Origin of the sequence: Myxococcus virescens, assembly GCF_900101905.1 — a bacterium.
GTDB lineage: Bacteria > Myxococcota > Myxococcia > Myxococcales > Myxococcaceae > Myxococcus > Myxococcus virescens.
Genome location: NZ_FNAJ01000001.1, coordinates 1,184,098 through 1,201,989 on the forward strand (window position 1 = coordinate 1,184,098; position 17,892 = coordinate 1,201,989).

General features: G+C 69.5%; 16 protein-coding genes. 10 read left to right on the plus strand and 6 right to left on the minus strand.

The window, feature by feature from the left end; all coding sequences use genetic code 11:
* Positions 1-58: 58 nt before the first annotated feature.
* Positions 59-1,678: a S8 family serine peptidase gene (locus tag BLU09_RS04870; protein ID WP_090486089.1), complete on the minus strand. Its 1,620-nt coding sequence runs from the start codon at positions 1,676-1,678 to the stop codon at positions 59-61.
* Between the two features lie 184 nt (positions 1,679-1,862).
* Here BLU09_RS04870 and BLU09_RS04875 point away from each other — a divergent pair, with 184 nt between their 5' ends.
* Positions 1,863-2,648, plus strand: a complete 786-nt coding sequence (locus tag BLU09_RS04875) for a HipA family kinase (protein ID WP_090486092.1) — start codon at positions 1,863-1,865, stop codon at positions 2,646-2,648.
* Positions 2,626-3,042, plus strand: coding sequence for a DUF3037 domain-containing protein (locus tag BLU09_RS04880; RefSeq protein ID WP_090486095.1), 417 nt, complete (start codon positions 2,626-2,628; stop codon positions 3,040-3,042). Before BLU09_RS04875 ends, BLU09_RS04880 begins: the two co-directional genes overlap by 23 nt.
* Here the strand turns inward: BLU09_RS04880 and BLU09_RS04885 are convergent.
* Positions 3,017-3,571: a hypothetical protein gene (locus BLU09_RS04885; RefSeq protein WP_090487032.1), complete on the minus strand. Its 555-nt coding sequence runs from the start codon at positions 3,569-3,571 to the stop codon at positions 3,017-3,019. The two genes, BLU09_RS04880 and BLU09_RS04885, sit on opposite strands and share 26 nt — an antisense overlap.
* Before the next feature lie 210 nt (positions 3,572-3,781).
* On the opposite strand from BLU09_RS04885, the gene BLU09_RS04890 reads away from it, so the two are divergent.
* On the plus strand, positions 3,782-4,774 hold the full coding sequence (locus BLU09_RS04890; protein WP_090486097.1) for an endonuclease/exonuclease/phosphatase family protein: 993 nt from the start codon (positions 3,782-3,784) through the stop codon (positions 4,772-4,774).
* A gap of 10 nt (positions 4,775-4,784) precedes the next feature.
* On the opposite strand, the gene BLU09_RS04895 is transcribed toward BLU09_RS04890, so the two are convergent.
* Positions 4,785-5,576, minus strand: coding sequence for a J domain-containing protein (locus tag BLU09_RS04895; protein ID WP_090486100.1), 792 nt, complete (start codon positions 5,574-5,576; stop codon positions 4,785-4,787).
* A gap of 187 nt (positions 5,577-5,763) precedes the next feature.
* Here BLU09_RS04895 and BLU09_RS04900 point away from each other — a divergent pair, with 187 nt between their 5' ends.
* From BLU09_RS04900 to BLU09_RS38655, 3 genes are all read left to right on the plus strand, one after another.
* Positions 5,764-8,397, plus strand: a complete 2,634-nt coding sequence (locus tag BLU09_RS04900) for a M1 family aminopeptidase (RefSeq protein ID WP_244171416.1) — start codon at positions 5,764-5,766, stop codon at positions 8,395-8,397.
* Positions 8,398-8,544: 147 nt separating this feature from the next.
* The gene (locus tag BLU09_RS04905; RefSeq protein ID WP_090486106.1) at positions 8,545-10,140 is read left to right on the plus strand and encodes a sensor histidine kinase; all 1,596 of its coding nucleotides are present in this window, start codon (positions 8,545-8,547) and stop codon (positions 10,138-10,140) included.
* Between the two features lie 154 nt (positions 10,141-10,294).
* On the plus strand, positions 10,295-10,462 hold the full coding sequence (locus tag BLU09_RS38655; RefSeq protein ID WP_162295036.1) for a hypothetical protein: 168 nt from the start codon (positions 10,295-10,297) through the stop codon (positions 10,460-10,462).
* A gap of 6 nt (positions 10,463-10,468) precedes the next feature.
* On the opposite strand, the gene BLU09_RS04910 is transcribed toward BLU09_RS38655, so the two are convergent.
* Positions 10,469-11,038 carry a TspO/MBR family protein gene (locus BLU09_RS04910; RefSeq protein ID WP_090487035.1) on the minus strand — a complete coding sequence of 190 codons (570 nt, stop codon included), beginning with the start codon at positions 11,036-11,038 and terminating at the stop codon, positions 10,469-10,471.
* A 102-nt stretch (positions 11,039-11,140) separates the two neighbouring features.
* Here BLU09_RS04910 and BLU09_RS04915 point away from each other — a divergent pair, with 102 nt between their 5' ends.
* Positions 11,141-11,695, plus strand: coding sequence for a DUF924 family protein (locus BLU09_RS04915; RefSeq protein ID WP_090486108.1), 555 nt, complete (start codon positions 11,141-11,143; stop codon positions 11,693-11,695).
* Positions 11,696-11,698: 3 nt separating this feature from the next.
* Here BLU09_RS04915 and BLU09_RS04920 read toward each other — a convergent pair whose 3' ends face one another.
* Both BLU09_RS04920 and BLU09_RS04925 read right to left on the minus strand, forming a co-directional pair.
* Entirely contained in the window at positions 11,699-12,472 is a 774-nt protein-coding gene (locus BLU09_RS04920) for a ferritin-like domain-containing protein (RefSeq protein ID WP_090486110.1), read from the minus strand.
* Between the two features lies 1 nt (position 12,473).
* Positions 12,474-13,679, minus strand: a complete 1,206-nt coding sequence (locus BLU09_RS04925) for a hypothetical protein (protein WP_090486113.1) — start codon at positions 13,677-13,679, stop codon at positions 12,474-12,476.
* 264 nt (positions 13,680-13,943) lie between these two features.
* Here BLU09_RS04925 and BLU09_RS04930 point away from each other — a divergent pair, with 264 nt between their 5' ends.
* Genes BLU09_RS04930 through BLU09_RS04940 form a run of 3 tightly spaced genes read left to right on the plus strand, consistent with a single transcriptional unit; the run spans position 13,944 to position 17,886 of the window.
* Positions 13,944-16,298, plus strand: a complete 2,355-nt coding sequence (locus BLU09_RS04930; RefSeq protein WP_090486116.1) for a CHASE2 domain-containing protein — start codon at positions 13,944-13,946, stop codon at positions 16,296-16,298.
* 26 nt (positions 16,299-16,324) lie between these two features.
* Complete coding sequence (locus BLU09_RS04935) at positions 16,325-16,903, plus strand: SH3 domain-containing protein (protein ID WP_186817971.1); 579 nt, start codon at positions 16,325-16,327, stop codon at positions 16,901-16,903.
* Positions 16,900-17,886, plus strand: coding sequence for a M48 family metalloprotease (locus BLU09_RS04940; protein ID WP_090486121.1), 987 nt, complete (start codon positions 16,900-16,902; stop codon positions 17,884-17,886). The genes BLU09_RS04935 and BLU09_RS04940 overlap by 4 nt, the downstream gene beginning before the upstream one ends.
* The last annotated feature ends 6 nt before the right edge of the window (positions 17,887-17,892 follow it).

Below are 17,892 nucleotides of genomic sequence, written 5' to 3' on the forward strand. Positions count from 1 at the left end.
AAAAAGCTCCCGGCACCTGGGCACCGGGAGCGCCTCACTGCGTCATCTCAGGACCGGCTCAGCGCCCGGCGACCGTGGTGTCGTCCTCAAGCGTGGCCTTGGCGGCGGCGACGGCGGCCTCGATGTCCAGCTTGCCACTGGTGCTCACCTTGCCCTTGAGGTCGGAGTCCACCTCGACCGTCTGGACCAGCAGGTCACGCACCTGCGCGGCCGTCAGGTTGGGGTTTTCGGCGAACATCAGCGCCGCGGCGCCCGCCACCGTCGGGGTGGCCATGGAGGTGCCGCTCATCTCCTCCCAGCGGCCGCCCGGGACGGTGCTCAGCACGTCCTCGCCCACCGCGGCCAGCTCCACGACCTTGTCCCCGTAGGAGGAGAAGTCCGCGAGCTTGTCGTTCTTCTTGTCCATGGACGCCACGGTGATGACGTTGGGCAGGTCGATGTTGGCGGGCATGTCCGCCACGTCGTTCAGGTTGCTGCCGTAGCCGTTCGCCGTGGCCGCGACCAGGAGGATGTCCGCGTCAGCCAGCTTCTGCACCGCGTCCGTCCAGCGCTTCACGGAGGCCGCGTCACGGTACTCGTTGCCGAAGCTCGCGTTGACGGCGCGGATGTTCACGCCGTGCTCGGTCTTCATCTTCACCATGTAGTCGACGCCGCGCTCGAAGTTCGTGAGGAGGTCCGCGCCGTTGTACAGGCCGCCCAAGCTCATGATCTTCGCCTTGCCCGCGGCGACGCCGGTGTTGCCCTCGCCGTTGTCCTCGGCGGCGATGATGCCGGCCACGTGCGTGCCGTGGTCCGTGCCGCTGCCGCGCATCACGTCGCCGCTGTTGTAGCCGACGTTGTAGCCGTAGATGTCGTCCTTGACGCCGTTGCCGTCGTTGTCGATGCCGTCACCCGCGACCTCGTTCGGGTTGACCCACATCGCGTCATCCAGGTCGGAGTGCTTGAAGTCCACGCCGCCGTCGAACACGGCGATGACCGGCGGGCCAGAGAGCTGGGGCTTCGGCTCCTCGATGGGGCCCGTGCCCGTCGTCTGACCGGCGGCGTCCAGGCTCCAGCTCTTCAGGGTGCCCGTGTCGCGGCGAGCCTTGTCCTCGACGGAGAGCGTCCAGGTGCCCTTGGTGGACTCGCCCTTGAAGGCGGCCAGGTCGAAGCTGCCCTTGATGTCGTCCGCGCTGCCGCCCTTGCGGTTGTGGAGGGTCTCCGTCTTGCCGGAGGGGCTGGTCAGCTTGACGACCAGGTCACCCTTGAAGGTGTGCGCCAGGTCCAGGTTCAGCTTCAGCGAGTCCAGCTTCACGTCCTGGTCGAAGGACACGGTGGACGTCGTCGTCTGGAGGTCGTTCACCTTCGCGTTGGGCGTGGCGGACGCCGTCAGCGTCACGGGCGCGCGGGCCGCGAAGGGACGGACGGCGACGTGGCCGGAGCCGAAGGTGAAGGCCGAGGCCGGCAGCGCCGACGGGGTGCCCTGGGGCAGGCCCGTGGGGCGGTCCACGAAGTTGCCCTTCGGGCGGTCCACGAAGTTGGAGCCCCGCGCGCCACCCGTGGGCGCCGAGTCGAAGCCATCCTTCGCCGTCTGGACCGGCGCCTTCTCCACGGGCCTGGCCGCAGCGGCCGGCTTGGCCGTGTCACCAGCGCGGGTGGACTGCGACACGGGCGACTTCGGCTTGCGAGAGATTTCCATGGTGGGGGAGCTCCGTGGGGGGCAGAAAAAAACGCCGATAAATGATTGTCGCATTGTGTCGGACAAAGTTTCCAGCGATCAGCCCGAGGCGGCATCAGCGCCTCCCCCCGGCCGGCATGCTACATGCCGCGACGCGGCCCGACGCCCCAGGGACGACGCCAGGAGAGAGGACGGGAGGTCAGGAATGCCAAGGACGGTCACCGCCACGCGCTACGTGACGCCACTGCGGGAGGGCGGCTCGCTGCCGGCCATCATCGAGGCGGACGACGCGGGGCTCTACGTCGTGAAGTTCCGGGGCGCCGGACAGGGCGCCAAGGCGCTCGTCGCCGAGCTCATCGCCGGAGAGCTGGCCCGGGAGCTGGGCCTGCGGGTGCCGGAGCTCGTACTGGTGGAGCTGGACCCGGCCCTGGGACGCAACGAGCCGGACTCCGAGATTCGCGAGCTGCTCAAGGCCAGCGCGGGCCTCAACCTGGCGCTGGACTACCTTCCGGCGTCGGTGACGTTCGACCCGGTGGCGGACCCCGCGCCCACCGCGGCGGAGGCGTCCGGCATCGTCGCCTTCGACGCGTACATCACCAACGTGGACCGGACTCCACGCAACCCCAACATGCTGACCTGGCACCGGAAGCTGTGGCTCATCGACCACGGGGCCTCGCTGTACTTCCACCATTCGTGGGACGACTGGGAGGCGCGCAGCCAGGGCCGCTTCGCGCCCATCAAGGACCACGTGTTGCTGCCGTGGGCCACGGCGCTGTCGGAGGCCGGCAAGCACCTGGGCGAGCGAATCACCCGGGAGGTGGTGGAGCGCATCGTCGGGGCCATTCCGGAGGCATGGCTCACGAGCACCGAGTCCCCCTTCCCCACCGCCGAGGCGCACCGCGCCGCCTACGCCACCTGGCTGCTGCGCCGGCTGGAAGCCGTGCCCGCGTTCATCGAGGAGGCGGACCGTGCCCGCGCCCAGCTCGTTTGATTACGCCATCATCCGCGTCGTCCCGCGCGTGGAGCGCGAGGAGTTCATCAACGCGGGCGTCGTCCTCTTCTGCGCCACCCAGCGCTTCCTGGGCGTGCGCGTGGAGCCGGACGAAGCGCGGTTGAAGGCGCTGTGGCCCGACGTTGACGTGGACGTGATTCGCGGCCACCTGGAGAGCTTCCGCCGCGTGTGCGAGGGCGGGAAGGACTCGGGGCCCATTGGCCAGCTGTCCCAGAAGGAGCGCTGGCACTGGGTGGTGGCGCCGCGCAGCACCATCATCCAGACGGGGCCGGTGCACTCCGGCCTGTGCGCCGAGCCCCAGGCGGCGCTGGAGCACCTGCTGGACACCGTGGTGCGGATGAAGCGCGCTACTGCGTCACCCGGCGGCCGGTGAAGCGGACGGCGGAGGCGCAGCCGGAGGCTAGCGTGGAGCCGTTGACGGGGTCCCGCTCGACGTGCTCGTTGCGGACCCAGACCGTGCCCTGGATGGTGTCATCCAGGTCCTTGTTGTGGATGGCGATACGGAAGGCGTGCTCGTTGCCCAGCGCGGACAGCTTGTGCTCCTCATCCAGGCGCGTCTGGATGTGGATGAACTGGTAGCCGCCGTCCGCGCCCACCGAGCCCATGAGCACGTCCGGCTCGCCGTCGCCGTTGATGACGTAGGCGTTGTTCGGCGTCTGGAAGTCGATGTCGGGGACCTCGAGGTACATCGAGTCCATCTCCCCGCGGCGAATCGTCCAGCGCTGCTGCGCGTCCAGGCCGACCGCGGGGCCCTGGGCAGGTTCGACGAACTCGCTGCACTCCGTCGGCACCTGGGCAAGCGTCTCCGCGTCCAGCGTCACGTCATACGTATAGGTGTCATCGTCGCCGCAGGCCAGCAGCCCCATCGCGGCGGTCAGCAGTCCCCATGTCGTTCCGCGCATGCGCATTGCCTCTCACTGGAGAAAGACGGATTGGGCCCGGGATGAGACCACATCCTCGCTCCGAGCAGGCCCTCTCTCGCGTCCTCGCCGCCAAAGCGGCCGGGCAGGCAGGCCCTAGGAGTGTCAGGTGCCTGACGCCATCCCAAGCCGGAGCGCCTGGCGGTTAGTAGTTTCCTCCCGAGGCCCACTGGAGGGGCCAGCGCGCTGCCCATGAGCCCATCCCCGCTGCGAATCGTCACCTACAACGTCCGCTACTTCGGCCACATGCTCCGCGGCCTGGCGAGCACCGTGGGCCCCAAGCGGCGCGTCGCCGCGGCGTTGGCGTCGCTGGACCCGCTGCCGGATGTCGTCTGCCTGCAAGAGGTGGAGACGTCCTCGCTGCGCAGCAACATCGCCGACCGGCCCAAGCAGCCGGGCGAGACGCAGCTCACCGCCTTCATGGGCCGGATGGTGGAGACGTTCGACAGGCTGGGCCGGGAGATGCCCTACGAGGCCTTCTACTTCCGCGCCCACCACTACAAGCTCCGCGAGGTGTCCCTCTACACCACCGGGCTGGCGGTGCTGGTGAACACGCGCAAGCTGGAGGTGGCCACGCACAACGTGGGCGCCCCCCAGGCCATCACCCACCACCACGTCCAACGGCTCAAGGACCGGAAGCAGAGCCGCATCTGCGCGCACATGCGCCTGCTGCGCCGCGAGGACATGCACCCCTTCCACATCTTCAACACCCACCTCAGCCTGCCCACGCCCTTCGCCCGTGAGTTCTGGGCCACGCGAGACAAGATGGGCGGCGGCGTCAACCAACTCCACGAGGCGCGCAAGCTGACGGAGTTCATGCAAGGGCTCACCGGCGACGAGCCCTACATCGTGTGCGGGGATTTCAACTCGCCGCCCGCGTCACCCGTTTACCGCTACCTCACCACCGATGGCCGGCTCACCTGCGCGCAGGCCGCCGTGGGACAGATTGACCCGAACGTGTCGCGCGGCTTTCCCACCGCCGGCTTCATGCACATGCGGATGCACCTGGACCACGTGTTCTCCGGCGCGGGCGTGCGCTGGCTCGACACGCAGGAGACGTCGCCTTTCGGGGACCTCCGCAGCCGCTTCCACGGGCTGTCCGACCACATGCCCATCGTCGCGCGCTTCTCCCTGGACAGCGGCAAGACGCTCATCACGCCTCCGCCGACGTCGCTGCTGCTGTAGCCACGCGGGCTCACGCCCCTCCGGACAGCGCCCGCTCCACCTCTTCCCACGCGTCCAGAATCTCCCGCGTGCGCAGCTCGGCGAGCGCGTGGAACTCCGGCGCCAGGTGCGCCACCTTGTCCGGGTGGTACTGCACCACCAGCGCCCGGAAGGCCTTGCGCGCCTCATCCAGGGGCGTCCCGGGCGCGATGCCCAGCACCGTCCACGGGTCCTTCCTCGGCGGCGCGGGCGGCGGCACGCGCGTCCCCCGGGGCGGCGTGGCCTCGTCGTCCCAGCCGGCCCGCTCTCGCGTCCCCGCGGCGCGGGCGTGCGTGCCACCGCTCGCGGGCCGTGGGGGTGAGCGGGGCGCGGGCTCCGCGCGGCGACGTCCTGGCCGCTGGGCCGGGTCCGGCGGGGGCACGCGAGGGGTGAGCTTGCTCAGGGCTTCTTGCAGGAACCAGAGGTCCTCGAACGGCGTGCCCTGCTTGCGCACCACCGCCGCGGGCCGGCCGTCCCGCAGCAGCAGGTAGCCCGTGGACGCCGCGTAGGCGTCATCCCGGCTGCCGGGGTGGAGCCGGTCGCCCAGGTCCCCCAGCGGGTCTCTCCACATGCCATCCGTGGTGCCCTCGTCGGCCACCAGAACCTGCGACAGCACGTCGCCGTGGAGCCGCTCCAGCGTGGCGAAGGGCTCGCGCGACTCCGGAGGGCGCATGGCCGCGCCGTGCCGGACCCCTGTCACCAGCAACAACCCACGGGTCGAATCCACCCGGGCGAAGAGCTGCTCACGCACCTGTCTATCGGAGAAGAAGAGGACCCACTGCACGGTGGCCAGAGACTACCCGGTCGACGCCGTTCCGCGTGTGCTCAGGTGCATGTCATGAACGCCCCAGTGGGGAGGGGCGCGCCCCTGGCGTCATCTTCATGACTTCGTCGATACACGACGCTCATCGGCCCCCAGGTGCACTCCTTCTCGACGGTGACGCAGGCTTGCGGAAGAGTCCCCTGTGCCCATGCGCTGCTGCCACCGTCACGCCTCCGAGTCCGTCCCCTCCGGCCCCCGCCCCTTCTCCCTTCCTGGCGCCACCGAGCACTACGCCGCCGAGCGGCCGGTCCGCGCCGAGCACGTCCGCATCGAGGTCGACCTCGATTTCGACACCCACCGCATCACCGGCCTGTGCACCACGCGCGTCTCCGCCGTCCGTCCAGTCCACACCCTCACCTTCGACGCGGTGGACCTCGACGTGTCCGACGTCCAGGTAGACGGCCGCGCCGCGCGCTTCTCCAACTCCGGCGCCCACGTCCGCGTGGAGCTGTCCGCGCCGCTCGCCGCCGGGCAGGCCTGTGAGGTGGCCATCCGCTACACGGCCCGCCCTCGCCGCGGCCTCTACTTCTGGGCGCCCGACGCCGCCTATCCGCACCGTCCCCGTCAGGCCTGGACACAAGGCCAGGACATCGACGCGCGCGCCTGGTTCCCCTGCCTGGACACGCCCGCCCAGAAGGCCACGTCCGAGGTCATCGCCACCTTCCCCGAGGCGATGACGTCCCTGTCCAACGGCACACTGGAAAGCGACCGCGTCCACGACGGCCGCCGCACCCAGCACTACCGGATGGCGCAGCCGCACGCGCCGTACCTCGTCACGCTCGTGGTGGGTGAATTTGAAGAGGCCACCGACACGGCTGGCTCGGTGCCCCTGCGCTACCTCTTCCCCAAGGGCCGCAAGGAGGACGCCCTGCGCTGCGTGCGCCGCACGCCGGAGATGGTGCGCGTCTTCCAGGAGGTCACCGGCGAGCCCTACCCCTGGAGCGGCTACGCCCAGGTCTTCGTCACCGAGTTCATCCTGGGCGGCATGGAGAACACCTCCGCCACCAGCCTCACCGACACCGTCCTCCACGACGCGCGCGCCCAGCCGGACTACAACGCCGAGCCGCTCATCTCGCACGAGCTGGCCCACCAGTGGTTCGGGGACCTGCTCACCTGTCGTGACTGGCCCCATGGCTGGCTCAACGAGGGCTTCGCCACCTGGCTCGAGATGCTCTGGAAGGAGCGCGCCGACGGGCAGGACGAGGCCGACCAGCACCGGCTCGTGGACCTGGAGGCCTACCTGAGCGAGGCGCGTGAGCGCTACGCCCGCCCCATTGTCGCGCGCCGCTTCCACGCGCCCATGGATGTCTTCGACCGGCACCTCTACGAGAAGGGCGGCCTGGTCCTCCACGAGCTGCGCCGCCGGCTGGGCGATGACCTGTTCTTCAAGGGCCTGCGCCACTACGTCGCGCGACACCGCCACGGCTCCGTGGAGACGGTGGACCTGGCCCGCGCGTTCGAGGACGCCACGGGCCACAACCTGGACGCCTTCTTCGACCAGTACGTCTTCGCGCCCGGCCACCCCGAGCTGAAGGTCGACGTCCGCTACGACGCCGAAGAAGCGCGGCTGCGCCTCCAGGTGCGCCAGACGCAGTCCACGGCGGACGGCGTGCCCCTCTTCCGGCTGCCGCTGGACGTGGCGCTCACCGTGGACGGCCACGACACCGTCCACCGGCTGGAGGTGACGGACGCGGAGCACGCGTTCCACCTGCCCTGCCCCAGCGCGCCCTCGCAGGTGCGGGTGGACCCTCGGCGCGGGGTGCTCGGCACGCTGACGGTGGACAAGTCCGCGGGCCTTTGGATGGAGGAACTGCGTGCCGCGCCGGAGATGCGCGCGCGCACCGAAGCCGCCGTGGCCCTGGGACGCGACGGCAGCCCCCGCGCCGTGGACGCGCTGGGCACGGCGCTGGCGGACGCGCGGCTGTTCTGGGGCACTCGCGCCGCGTGCGCGAAGTCCCTGGGCCGCATCCGCACCCCCGATTCCCGCGCGCGCCTCCTGGACGCGCTGTCCACCGAGCATCCCCGCGTGCGCCGCGCCGTGGTGGCTTCGCTGGGCGAGTTCCGCCGCGACACGGAGGTGACAGCCCGCCTGCGCGCCCTGGTGAATGGCGGTGACACCAGCTACTTCGTGGAGGCGGAGGCCGCCCGCAGCTATGGCCGCGTGCGCGCGCCGGACGCGTTGGGCGTCCTGGAGGCCGCGAGCACCCGGCCCTCGTACCAGGACGTCATCGCCGTGGGCGCGGTGGATGGGCTCGCCGAGTCTCAAGACCCCGCCGCCTTCTCGGTGGTGCTGGCGCGCACCGCCTATGGCCACGCGGCTCCGCTGCGCCGCGCCGCCACGCTCGCGGTGGCGAAGCTGGCGGAGGTCGCGGGTCGCAAGCGCGAGGCCGTGGACCTGCTCGCGGAGCTGCTCCGCGACCCGCTCTTCCGCGTGCGCATGGGCGTCTTCGAGGCGGCGCGCACGCTGGGGGATTCACGCCTGGTGCCCGCGCTGGAGCAGACGCCACTGTTGGATGCCGTCGCCCGGCGCGCGGCGCGCGAGACGGTGCGCTTCCTGCGCGAAGGCGAACCGCAGGCCCGCGAGGTGGCATCGCTGCGCGAAGAGGTGGACCGCCTCAAGGAGGAGACACGGGCCTTGCGCGAGCGGTTGGAAGGACTCTCGCTGAAGCCACCCGAACCGCCGCGCGCGGGCGCGAAGCCGGCGCGAAAGCAGGTCACGGCGCGCACGAAGACAGCCGCACGCAAGGCGGGTGGCCGGAAACGCAAGGCCACGCGCCGCTAGGCAGGGGCCCGCCCGCTCGCCTGCACGTCGAACCTGGCGTCCGCACGCCGACCATCGACGTTGAAGGCGCGGGCTGTGCCTCCAATGCCTACTTGTATGGAAAGGGACACGCCCTCCGCATTTCGCGTCGAGGCGTTTCGAGCTCCCATGTCCCGGGACGCTGGCAACGACGACCAGCGGGTTTCCGAGGAGAGCATGGCCTCAGGCATCGACGAACTCAGCGCGTGGCTGGACGCCGCCGTGGACCCTTTCGTGGCCTGCGACGCCGGTGAGAACGTCTGCTTTCTCAACGCCGCCGCGGAGCGCCTGCTGGGATGGAAGCGGGAGGAGCTCATCGGCCAGCCGGCGTCCCGGCTCTTTCCCCAGCGGCTGCACCGCCACGGAGGCGAGAGCCTGCTGCGCCACCTGCTCTCCCGGCGGGCCGCGCTCGGAGGGCGAGCGACCCGGGTGCTCGCGCGCCGCAAGGACGGCGCTGAAATCATGGTGGAGCTGACGGTGGGCGCCTCCGGCAAAGGCCGGGATGAGCGCATCGTCCTCAACTTCCGCCGCCTGCACGAGGTCGTCGACACCCTGGCCGAGCCCGTGGAGCGCACGCTGCACGGACTCGAGTCGGAGAGCGTTCCTGGCGACGCGCTCTTCCGAACCGTCGTGGAGCACGCGCCCATGGGAATCATCTACTTCGACCGGAGCGCCATCGTCATCGCGTGCAACGAGCTGTTCGTGAGCATCATCGGCTCGCCCAAGCGCTTGTTGGTGGGCCTCAACCTCCTGTCGCTCCGGGATGAGGGCATCCTCCACTGCGTCCGGGAGACGCTGGCGGGACATACCTGCGACTACGAAGGCGAGTACCGCGCCATCACCTCTGGCAGGAAGACGCCGGTCCACGTGCGCTTCGCCCCCTGCTTCAACGCGGCCGGACAGGTGGAGGGCGGCATTGGCATCGTCGAGGACATCTCCGAGCGCCGCCGCGCGGAGAGCGAGCGCGAGCGCCTGTACCGTGAAGCCCAGGAGGCCATCCGCGTGCGCGACGACTTCCTGTCCATCGCCTCTCACGAGCTGAAGACACCCCTCACCCCGCTGAGCCTCCGGCTGGCCACGCTGGAGCGCCGGCTGGCGCGTGGCGAGCTCGTGGAGTCCTCCACCTTGCGTCAGGCGCGCCTGTACCTCTTGCGCATCACCAGCCTCATCAACGACCTGCTGGACTCCTCACGTATCGAGGCGGGACGACTGGCCCTTCACCGGGAGGCCACCCGGCTGGAAGGACTGGTGGAGCACGTCCTCCATGAGCTCGAGCCCCAGCGCGGCAACCACACCGTGCGGTTCGACGCGCCCGAGCAGCCCGTGCAGGTGAACGTGGACCCCTTCCGGATGGAGCAGGTGCTCGCCAATCTCGTGGAGAACGCGTTCAAGTACAGCCCGAATGGAGGCACCGTGCGCGTGAGCTTGCGCCAGCGCGGCGGGCTGGCGCTCCTGTCTGTCTCCGACGAAGGCATCGGCATCCCGCCGGACCAGCAGAAGCTGCTCTTCGACCGGTACTTCCGGGCGCGCAACGCCTCCGCCCATTCCTTCGGGGGACTGGGGCTGGGGCTCTACATCAGCCGGGACATCGTCGAGCGCCACGGCGGGCGCATCTGGGTGGAGAGCGAGCCAGGCCATGGCTCCACCTTCCACGTCGCCCTGCCGTTGATGACCGGCGCTCCCGCGCAGCCGAACGTCGAGGAACCCGGACAGCTCATCCACTGAAACTCCGCCACCCCGCCTTCCGCAAAAATGACAGGTGTGGGTGTCTTCCATTGGCCAGGAGGCCGGGGGAAGCGCCTGGATTCGCACGCTTCCGGCGCTGGCATGGCGGCTGCTCTATCGAAAGGCGGAGGATGCACTTCGAGGGAGGATGACCATGACGACCGACACGCCTGCTTGGACTCGTGACAATGAAGGCTGGCTCGTCCGCGTGAAGGTGGGCGGACGCATCCAGGAGGTGCGCTGCACCACGGAGAGCCAGGCCCGCTACTTCGCCACCGTGTTGGCGATGAACCCGCCCAAACCGTCGAAGCTGCGCAACTAGGGTGGCTCAGGGGTTGAGGCGGACGATTTCGGCGTTGAGCACGTTGGCGAAGCCCACCCAGCCCAGGTACGGCACCACCATCCAGGCCGCGGGGCGGTCCACATCCTTGGTGACGGCGACATACGCCGTCACGCTGGCCAGCAGCGCCAGGTTGTCCGCCAGGGCGCGGCGCGGCTGGTGTCTGCCGAAGAAGAGCCAGGACCAGGCGGCGTTGCATCCCATCTGGATGCCCCACCAGGCCAGGGCCTGGGAGCGGGCCGCGCCCGCGGGCGCCGTCCATACACGCCAACCCGACAGGGCGATGAGGCCATACAGCACCGTCCATACCGGGCCGAAGACCTTCGGTGGCGGCTGGAACGAGGGCTTGCGCAGACGCCGGTACCAGCGCGTGTCCGCCGAGCTGACACGAGCGCCCAGGGCCGCCGCGCCAAACGCCAGGGCGCCGAAGACACCCAGCGCCACCACGGACTCCTTGCGCAGCGTGGGGTTGAGCGCCGTGCGCCGCACCGGGTCAGGCACGTTTCGTGTCGTCGGCTCCAGCGTCCAGTCCATCCGCGTCCTCCTTTGGCGGAGCACCCGCCAGTGTCGGGTGGAAGGTGGTACCGACGCCACCCAGCCGCCACCCCGGCTGGCGCCGGTGTACAAGGCGGCTTCCCCTCGTTGACGAAGAGGCGTCTCATGGCGAGCGCAGAGGAAATCCTGAGCTTCTGGTTCGGGCAGCCACGTGAGCGGTGGTTCCTGCGGGACGAAGCCTTCGATGATGAATGCCGGCGCCGCTTCCTGCCCGCCGTCGAGCGCGCCGCCGAGGGCGAGCTGGACGACTGGCGGGACGAGCCTCGCAGCTGCGTGGCCCTGCTCCTGCTGTTGGACCAGTTCCCGCGCAATCTCTTCCGCGGCACGCCCCAGGCCTTCGCCTCGGACGCGCGGGCGCGCGAGGTGGCCCGGCACGGATTGGCGCGAGGCCTGGACATGGCCCTGCCGCCGCTGTGGCGGTGGTTCATGTACCTGCCCTTCGAGCACAGCGAGTCCGTCAACGACCAGCGGCTGTCAGTGGCCCTCTTCGAGGTGCTCGCGCTGTATCACGCGGACAGCCGGGAAGCGCTCGACTATGCCCGGCAACACCGGGACGTCATCCAGCGCTTCGGCCGCTTCCCGCATCGCAACGTGACGCTGGGACGGCCGACGACTCCGGAGGAGACCGTCTTCCTCCAGGAGCCGGGCTCGTCGTTCTGAGCGTCACACCCGCGGCTGCGTGCCCGCGCGCTCTTCGCGGGCAGGTGCCCCGCGCGCCTCCACGCTCACGCCCGCGGCCAGCCAGCCACGCACCCAGAGGAGGTGCTGCACCTCCGAATCCAGCGCGAGCTGGAAGCGGCCCGCCAGCGTGTCATGGCCCAGGTCGCGGGCCAGCTCGATGAGCATCTCCCAGCCGGCGTTGTCCGCCAGCTCCGCCACCAGCAGCGCTTCCAATGACTGGCGCAGGTTGGCTCGCGGGTCCGCGATGAGCAGCGGCAGGCCCTGGGACACCACCGCCGCGACGTCCGCGCTGGGCGTCATCGCCGTGGGGTCGGCGCCCAGTGACTTCAGGGCCTCGGTGAGCATGAGGAAGTGGGACAGCTCGTCGTTGTAGATTTTCTCCAGGCCCTCGCGCGTGGGCCCACCTTCCCAGCTGCCGTAGACGTCGAACTTGGCGAGCGCGCCTTCGTAGAGCCGGGTCCCGCTGCGCTCGAAGGCCAGCCGCTCCCCCAGCTTGTCGATGAAGACGGTGGGCTTGGAGCCCTTGAGCGCGTCCACCGCCGTCTTCGCCACGCCCTTGAGGCTGACTGGCGGCGGAACGCTGCCCAGGCCTTCGGATTCCCGCGCGTAGATTTGCCGGACCTGGAGGAGGAGCGAGCCGTCTCCCAGGTGGCTGGGCTGATGCTTCTCCGCTTCCTGGGTGATGTCCGCGCTGTCGATGGGCGAGGTGGCCACGCCCGTCCGGTTGCGCCCCATGTCGCTGGTGGTCGTCTTCATGTCAGTGAACCTTCTTTCCCTCGAACGTGGAGCCCATGCGCGGCGTGCGCGCGGCGAGCTCCGTGCCCGGAATCCATTTGTAGCCAGCGGCCACCGTCTCGGACGGGGAGCCGTCGGAGTTGAGCTGGTCGCGCCAGATGTACGAGCGGTGGTCGCGCGGCAGGTCCGCCAGCCGCACGTAGTCCTGTCCGTTGGAGGCCATGTCCTCCTCTTGATTCAGTGTCTTGCGAACGAAGTCGCGGTGTTCCTTGAAGCCGATGGGCTCCGGCAGCTTGCTGGGGAGCACCTCCGCCGCGTCACGCTTCTCCACGTTCTGGAAGATTTCCTTCACGTAGTGGAGCTGCCCCAGCTCGTAGTCCAGGAAGCGCTGCCAGATCTCCTTGATGCGCGGGTTCTTCTCGAAGGCCACGCACGAGTAGAAGTTGTAGACCTCGCAGGCCTCGTGCATCAGCCACTTCTCCAGCATGGACTCGTCCGGGTCCAGCAACGACTCGTACATGGAGGTGTGCTGCTCCTCGATGGAGGCAATCTCCGCGTAGAGCTGGCGGGCCACCGGGTCACTGAAGAACGGGCCGACCGTCATGTAGTAGTCGTGCGTCTGGTTCTCCGCCGCGGTGATGCTCATCGCGTGGAGCTTCGTCAGCGGGTGCGCCGTGCGCTTGTCGTAGGGACGGCGCAGGTCATCCAGCGGATGGCGATGCTCCACGGAGGTAGGCCGTCCAGGGATGATGTCCGTGTACGACTGGGTGATGTTGTTGGGGTCCTTCCCCTCCAGCCGGTCGTAGAGCGCGGAGTAGCGATACAGGTGGTCGAAGTCCTCGAGCAGACCGAACCGGTACGTCTGGGCCAGGTAGGGGTCGGGCTCGCGCAGGGCCACGCTGGCCGTCACCTCGATGGCGACCTGTTCAAAGCCCAGGGTGGTCTCCAGCGGCGTCTGGTCCGGAGGATTGAGCCAGTTGATGAGCGTCTGTTCGTACTGCTCCACGCGGCGAATCAACGCCAGCGGCTCCCGCAGCTCGCGGTTCATGCGCGCGAAGGCATGCTTGGTCCGCAGTGCGTCCGCCATGATGCCGTTCATGTAGATGACGCACACGCGGGTGAAGGCGTCGTCATCCAGCTTGCTGTAGGGGCGCCGGACCAGGTCCTTCCAGGTGAAGACCTGCTTGTCGAGCGGGACGCCTTTTTCTTGGAGGATATCCAGGGCCACGTCTGACTCCTTGAAAGCGAAAATCCGTGTCGAACTGAGTGCAAAGGTCCGGACGGCACCGACATGTGGCAAACGGTCCACGGGTTTCCGGAAGGGTGACGTCAGAGGCGCCAGTGGCCCGCCTGGGTGCCTGCTGGGGCCCTCCTCGGGCGTCACCGCTTTCTCCGTGAATGCACGGTCGACACACCGAGACATGCGAGGTGACTGCCCACGCCCCTGCTGCTGGGGTAGTGTCCACTCCGGCACGCTTCGCAAGAGGGGGACGTGGCAGGCGAGCGCTGGAAGACGGTCCGTTCTCGGTGGCAGAACCACTGGCGGCTGATGCTGGGCGTGGCGGTGCTGGCCACCACGCTGGCCGCCGTCTGCCTTCACTTCGACGCGAAGCTGGGCGGCCTGCTGGAGGAAGCGGAGCGCACGGCGTACGACACCGTCGTCACGCGATTCACCGAGCGGCGCGAGGTGTCATCCCAGGTGGTGCTGGTCACCATCGACCAGCCAAGCCTGGAGCGCATCCGCGCCAACGAACAGTACGCGCTCAACTTCGGAAGCTGGCCCTACAGCCGCAACCTCTGGGCGCGCGTGGTGGAACAGCTGGAAGCCGAGGGTGCTCGGGCCATCGTGTTCGACGCCGTCATGGACGAGCGCGGCACGGACGAGTCCATGGACCTGGCCTTCGCGCAGGTGCTCCAGGAGACGTCCATCCCCTTCTACCTGGGGGTCTCCACCCACGCGAACGCGCCGCTGCTGCCCCCCGCTGACTTCGGCGCGGCGGTGGTGGTGGACGGCCCCGCTCAGGCGGAGGACACCTTCCCGGAGGAAGCCGGCGCGGAGACGTTCGAGGACGGCGTCCTGGAGGCGGTCCTTCCCTCCGCTTCTCCCGAGCAGCTTGCCCGGGCCATCGCGTTTCCGGTGCGCGCGAACGGCCGGACGCTGCCCGCGCTGGATTACGCGACGTCCTCGGGGGAGCGGCTCCCCAGCCACCCGGTGCCGCCCATTCCCGTGCTGGTGGGCGCGGTGGATGGCTTCGGGCTGGTGGAGCCGGAGTCGGACGCCGACGGCTTCATGCGCCGCACGCGCTTCGTCTATTCGGATGGTCCCAATGCCTTCGCGACGCTGCCGGTGCGCGTGGCCGCGGGCCTGCTGGGCGCCAGCGCCATCGAGTTCTCCGGGCGCACGCTGCGCCTGGGCTCGCGCACCTACGCCGTGGATGCGGATGGCAGCGCCGGCATCGACTTCGGCGGGCAGCTGCATGACCGCTTCACCAGCGTTCCGCTCATCTCCGTGCTCGACGCGTGGGTGCACCGGGGCCAGGGCCAACCCACGGGGCTGCCGCCGGACGTCTTCCGCGGCAAGGTGGTCATCATTGGCGGCAACGCGGTGGGCCTCAACGACGTCAAGGCCACGTCCTTCTCGTCGCATGAGCCCGGCGTGGTGAAACAGGCGGCGGTGCTGGACACGCTCCTGGGCAACGGCCGCTTCATCACCCGCGCACCGCTGGGGGTGAGTCTGGCGCTCGTCTTCGCGGTGGCCTTCGTGTCGGTGGTGCTGCTGATGACGACGCGCTGGACGCCGCTGGAGATTGTGTGGCCGCTGGGGCTCTACGCCGGCATGAGCTGGGTGACGGGCCCCGTCCTTGGACTGACGCACACCTACGTGCTCACCGCCCTGCCCGCGCTGGCGGGCGTGCTGGCCAGCGTCAGCGCCGTGGCCTTCAACCACCTGGTGGCCAACGAGGAGGCCGCCTTCATCCGGCAGGCCTTCAGCCGCTTCATGGAGCCCAAGCTGGTGGAGCAGATGATTGCCCAGCGCGAGCTGCCCCGGCTGGATGGGGAGAATGTCGAAATCACCGCCTTCTTCAGCGACATCCGAGGCTTCTCCACCTTCAGCGAGCGCTTCAAGGACGACCCGCGCAACCTGGTGCGCCTGCTCAATACGTATCTGACGCGAGTGAGCGCGGCGCTGCTGAAGGAAGGTGGGTGCCTGGACAAGTACATCGGTGACGCCGTGGTGTGTCTCTTCGGCGCGCCGATGCGACAGGCGGACCACGCGCTGCGCGGCTGCAAGGGCGCGCTCGCGGCGAAGGCGGCGGTGGACCGGCTGCGCGACGAGTTCCGCGCCCAGGGGCTGCCGGACATGTACACACGCATCGGCGTCAACACCGCGGTCAACTTCGTGGGCAACTTCGGCAGCGAGCAGCTCTTCAGCTACACCGCGATTGGCGACGGGATGAACCTGGCCGCGCGGCTGGAGGGCGCGAACAAGGCCTATGGCTCCGTCATCATGATTGGCCCGCGCACGTACGAGCTGGCGCGCGAGCACATCGAGGTGCGGGAGCTGGACCGGGTGCGCGTGGCGGGCAAGACGGAGGCCGTCACCGTGTACGAATTGCTCGCGCTCAAGGGCGGGCTGGACGCGCGCAAGCGGGAGACGGTGGAGCGCTATCACGCGGCGCTGGCGCTCTACCGCGCGGCGCGGTTCGAAGAAGCAGCAGCGGTGCTGAATGCGCGCCGCGCGGAGGACCCGGAGGACGGGCCCACGCAGGCGTTGCTGGAGCGCTGTCAACGATATGTGAAGGCGCCGCCGCAGGACTTCGACGGCGTGGCGAACCTGGACAAGTGAGCGGTGCGGAAAGGAGTCGGGGAGACATGGGGATGAAGACGCGGGTGGCGTGGACCACCGCCCTGCTGGCGCTGGCGATTCCGGCGGGGGCGTCGGCCGTGAAGGTCGGCGAGCCGCTGTATGTGAAGGCGAAGAACACGCGCGTGCAGGCGAGTCCGTCCGGCTCGGACAACGCCGTGGCGGTGCTCCAGCCCGGAGAGCGGGTAACGTGGGGCGGCGCGGATGCGAAGCACAAGCAGTGGCACCGGGTGACCACGGCCACCGGGAAGAAGGGGTTCGTGTTCCAGACGAACCTGTCCACCACGCCGCCCAACATGGAGCTGGTGACGCAAGGGAATGGCACCCAGCAGGTGGACCCGAAGAAGTTCGTCGCCAGTGGCGCCGCGGTGAAGGCGCTCAGCCCGGGCGCGGAGCAGTACGGCAAGGACAAGGGCGGCGACCACGGCAAGGCCGTGCGGGACATCAAGGCGCTGGAGACGCTGGCGAAGTCCGTGTCCACGGCGGACATCGCCGCGCACGTGACGGCGGCGGGACTCTTCCCGGTGGTGGGCGCCAGCGACACGGTCGCGAAGGCCGGGACGAACAAGCGGAGCGGCAACCGATGATGCGAACGGGCTGGAAGGTGCTCGCGTTGGTGGGTCTGGGCGCGATGACGGCGTCCTGCAAGGGCTTCAATGCGTCCTCGCTCACCCGGGGTGAGAACCTCCTGGGGAAGCTGAGCGCCGCGTCCGCGGAAGCCAAGACGTGCAAGAAGCTGCGCGCCGCCCCCAGCGTGCAGGAGGAGTACGCCCTGGGCGGCGCGCTGGCCATCAACTACGTGCGGCGGGGTGGCGGGCTGCTGCTGGACGGCCCCAACGACGCGCTCCACCGCTACGTCAACGTCGTGGGGAAGAACCTGGCGGCGCAATCCGCGCGGCCCACGCTCGAGTGGACCTTCGGCGTGCTCCAGGACACGTCCCAGTTCAACGCGATGTCCGCGCCCGGTGGCTACGTCTTCGTCACCCGGAAGCTGCTCCAGGGACTGGAGAACGAAGGGCAGCTGGCCGGCGTGCTGGCGCACGAAATCGCCCACGTCACGCTCAAGCACGCCATCCACCAGTACGGCGACGCGAAGGTGAAGACGTGCGAGCTGGTCACCTACGGCGAGGCCGTGCTCTCCCCCACCGCGGTGAAGGTGCTCTCCGCGGGCCGCAATGGCGACGGGACGCTGGATTTGGACCAGGACCCGGGCCTGCTGGGCCACCTGAGCGAGAAGACCATCGACCTCATCGACAAGGGGAACGCCAAGGAGCAGGAGCTGGAGGCGGACCGGATCGCCGTCGAGCTGATGCTCTCCGCGGGCTACACGCCGGACGACTACCTCGCCCTGCTGGCCAAGACGAAGGACGGGGGCAGCACCTTCGCCAACCACCCGGGGAAGGACGAGCGCCGGCGCAACATCCTCGCGCACGTCCAGGCGCTGAAACAGCCGGCTGGCGCCTTCAGTGGACTGGCCACCGAAGGGCTCCGCTCGCCGCCGCTCAGCCCCGCCTTCGCCGCCGTGCGCGGTGGAAACGACGCACGCGGCGTGGCGAAGGACGGGAAGTAGCCGGGC